General features: G+C 74.4%; 3 protein-coding genes. All 3 read right to left on the bottom strand.

Features of this window, described 5'->3' with window-relative positions:
- On the bottom strand, positions 1 to 1,578 hold a 1,578-nt coding region (locus ACWGIU_RS32410), incomplete at its 3' end, for an alpha/beta hydrolase (RefSeq protein WP_453711682.1).
- A gap of 218 nt (positions 1,579 to 1,796) precedes the next feature.
- On the bottom strand, positions 1,797 to 3,179 hold the full coding sequence (locus ACWGIU_RS32405) for an FAD-dependent oxidoreductase (RefSeq protein ID WP_453711681.1): 1,383 nt from the start codon (positions 3,177 to 3,179) through the stop codon (positions 1,797 to 1,799).
- A gap of 59 nt (positions 3,180 to 3,238) precedes the next feature.
- On the bottom strand, positions 3,239 to 3,808 hold a 570-nt coding region (locus tag ACWGIU_RS32400), incomplete at its 5' end, for a DUF4349 domain-containing protein (protein WP_453711680.1).

Here is a 3,808-nt window from a genome sequence, read left to right as displayed (position 1 = left end):
GGAAAGCGCCGCGTCCCGTACGCCCGCCCCGCTCGGGCGGGGCGACGAGGCGGACGGTGACAGCTCCGGCGCCGCCGCGAACGGCGGGGTGTCCTGCCCGCACCGCGCCCCGCGGGGCGGGAGCGCGCCGGTCAGGACGTACCGCACCACATGACGCTTCACGCAGCCACTCGGGTTGTCCAGCGCGGTGTGCCCGTAGCCGTCGAGCGTCAGCAGCCGGGCCCCGGCGAGTTCCGCGGCCATCGCCTGCCCGGCGCGGTAGGGCGTCGACGGGTCGTGCACCGTGTTGACCACCAGCACCGGGTGTGCGGTGGTCCGGTTCCACGGGCCCGTGTACGGGTCGGCGGCCCGCGCCGGCCACGCCGTGCACGGCTCGTTGGCCCATGCCCACCACCGGCCCAGCGCCCCGGCCCGCCGCACGGCCCGCTTCTCCAGCTCGGTGTAGCGGTGCGGGGAAGCGGGGTTGGGGCTCTCGGCGCACAGGACGGCGAGCGACTGCTCGAAACCGGGGTAGTGGTCCGGCCCGGTCGGCGACGGCGGCTCGTCGGGTGCCCGTCCCTGCCACAGCGACTGAAGCAAGTCGGCCGTCCCGGCCCAGCCCGGGTGCACGGTGTACAGGCCGCCGCGGACCTCGCTCACCGCTTGGGCGTACGTCCAGGTTCCGACCGGCCGCGTGGCGAGGCGCGTCAGCAGGGTGTCGTACTTGGCCCGGGTCGCGGCCGGGCTCCCGGCGGAGAACGGGCAGCGGGACGCCGGCACCCCGCCGCAGTGGTCGAGGAACTGCGCGAGCGTGTCGGCGGAGCCGAGGTCCGATCCGAGGCGCAGGAAGGTGTTCAGCCGCGGCTCGGCGCGCGCGCCGTGGTCCATCCACGCCCGCGGGTCGACGTTGCCGTCGACCACGAGCCGTCCGACCCGGTCGGGGAACAGGTTCGCGTACGTCGCGCCCAGCAGCGTGCCGTACGAGATACCCCAGTAGCGCAGCCGTTCCTCTCCCACCGCCCGGCGCAGCAGGTCCAGGTCGCGCGCGGTGTCGGCGGTCGAGACGTGGCGCAGCAACTGCGGATCACGCCGCTCGCACCGCTCGGCGAGGTCGACCTGTGCCGCGATGTAGGCCCGCTGCTCCGCCGGGCCCACGGGGAACGGCGGGACGTCCTTGTGCCAGGCCGCGGCCTCGGCGGCGGTGTCGAAACAGCGCACCGCCGTACTCTCCCCGACTCCGCGCGGGTCCCAGCTGACGATGTCGAACCGGTCCTTCAGCTCCTGCGGAAACTTGCCGTACAGCTCGGGCAGTCCGAGGGTCCCGGGGCCACCGGGCCCACCGGGGTTGAAGAACAGCGACCCGGCGCGCCGCCGTGGGTCGGCCGCCCCGTGGCGGATCACCGCCAGGTCGATCGTCCGGCCCGACGGAGCGGTGTGGTCCAGCGGCACCTTCGCCACGGCGCACTCGAAGCCCGCCTGCGCCGGCCCTGAGCACGGCCGCCAGCGCAACACGCCGGTGCCGTCGGCGCCGCCGCCCGGACCGCCCGCCGACGCCACACCGGCCGCCGCCGTCAGCGCCAGAAGGGCTCCTGCCGCCACCCCCGCAGCGCCTCGCAGGGGTGTCGATATGCCAGTGCTGCGCATCGCGGAGCCCTTCCGTACGGGGACGGGCCCACGCGTGCCGACAGACCCTGCCTGCCATCACACCGGCGGTCGGTGCGCCGGGCAACCGGCGGGCATCCGAACGGGTAGGCCTCGACGCCGGCCGCCCGGGGCCGCCTCGAACGCCGACGGGGCAGGTTCCGGCTGGTGCCGCCTCAGACCCCGGCCGAGCGGACCGCCGAGACCGCCTTGCGGGCCGCCACCAGGATCGGGTCCCACACCGGGGAGAACGGCGGGGCGTAGCCCAGGTCCAGGGACACCATCCGGTCCACCGTCATGCCCGCCGTGAGGGCGACCGCCGCGATGTCCACCCGCTTCGCGGCGCCCGCGCCGCCGACGATCTGGACGCCGAGGAGCCGGCCCGTGCGGCGTTCCGCCAGCATCTTCACCGTCATCTCCGCCGCGCCCGGGTAGTAGCCCGCGGTGTTGGTGGAGGTGATGGTGGCCGTCACGAACCGCAGGCCCGCCTCCAGCGCGTCCCGCTCGCGCAGCCCCGTACGGGCGATCTCCAGGTCGCAGACCTTGCTGACCGCCGTCCCGACCACCCCGGGGAAGGTCGCGTAGCCGCCGCCCACGCCCGAGCCGATGACCTGGCCGTGCTTGTTGGCGTGCGTGCCCAGCGGGAGGTGCCGGGTGCGGCCCGCGACCAGGTCCAGGACCTCCACGCAGTCGCCGCCCGCCCAGATGTCCTCATGGCCCCGGACCCGCATCGAGAGGTCCGTGAGGATGCCGCCCGACGGGCCGAGCGGGAGGCCGGCCGCGCGGGCGAGCGCGGTACGGGGCTCGACGCCGATGCCGAGCACGACCACGTCCGCCTCGTACTCCTCGCCCGCCGACGTGGCCACCGCCCGGGCCCGGCCTTCCTCGTCGGTGAGGATCTTCGTCACCTCGGCGCGGGAGACCGTACGGATCCCCATCCGGTTCATCGCGCTGTGCACCAGGCCGCCCATGTCCGGGTCCAGCGTGGCCATCGGCTGCTCGCCCCGGTGCAGGACGGTGACCTCGTACCCCCGCGCGACCAGGGCCTCCGCCATCTCCACGCCGATGTAGCCGGCGCCGACCACGACCGCGCGGCGGCCCTCGGTGCGCCGCAGGGTGTCCATCAGGCGCTGGCCGTCGTCCAGGGTCTGGATGCCGTGGACCCCGTGCGCGCCGATGCCGGGGAGCCGGGGCCGGACCGGGCGGGCGCCCGTCGCCAGGACCAGCTTGTCGTAGTCCGTCCAGGATTCGGACCCCGTGTCCAGATCGCGGGCACGGACCCGGGACCCGGGGAGGTCGAGCTCCACGACCTCCGTGCGGGTGCGCAGATCGATGTCCCGGGCCCGGTGCTCCTCGGGGGTACGGGCGATCAGGTCGTCGCGTTCGGCGACCTGACCGCCGACCCAGTACGGGATCCCGCACGCCGAGTAGGAGGTGAAGTGCCCGCGCTCGAAGGCCACGATCTCCAGCTCCGCCGGGCCCTTCAGTCTGCGGGCCTGTGACGCGGCGGACATCCCCGCCGCATCACCGCCCACCACCACCAGTCGATCCGTCGCCATCGTCCGTACCGCCCCTTCACCACCGTCGGATGGTGAACACGCTACGTCCGAACGCGCGTTCAGTCCTGCACGTCGGCCTCGGCGTCCGGAGCCTTCCGGGCCGCCGGTACCGTCGTCCGCCACGGCGCCGGAGCCGTCTTCGGCGGCGCCGGACGCCACCGTCGGTACAGCCGGACCAGCAGCAGCACCACCACGGCCGTCAGCGCGAACGGGAGCACCGCGCCCACCGCCACCGTCAGATAGCGCACGACGCTGGTGAAGACGTCCCAGCCTCCGCCCAGGGCGCCCAGGAAGGTGGGCTCCTTCTTCTTCTCCTTCTTCTCGGGCTCCGGCTTCGCGGCCGGCTCCGAGACCTCCAGCGTGATCGTGCCCAGCGACGTCTGGTCCTTCAGCGCCGTCTGCTGCGCCAGCAGCGACTCCAGGTCGGACTGGCGGCGCGACAGCTCGCTCTCCAGCATCACCACCTCGCTCAGTGCCGAGGCCTTGCCCATCATCTCCCGCACCCGCGCCACGCTGGCCTGCTGCGAGGCGACGCGGCTGCCGATGTCGGCCACCTTCTCCGTGACGTCCTGCGCGTCGACCTTGCGGTGCAGGAGCTTCCCGCTGCCCTCCATGGCGCCGAGTACGGC

The sequence above is a fragment of the Streptomyces sp. NPDC054840 genome (assembly GCF_053611065.1).
This window is presented reverse-complemented; position numbering and strand designations above follow the sequence as displayed.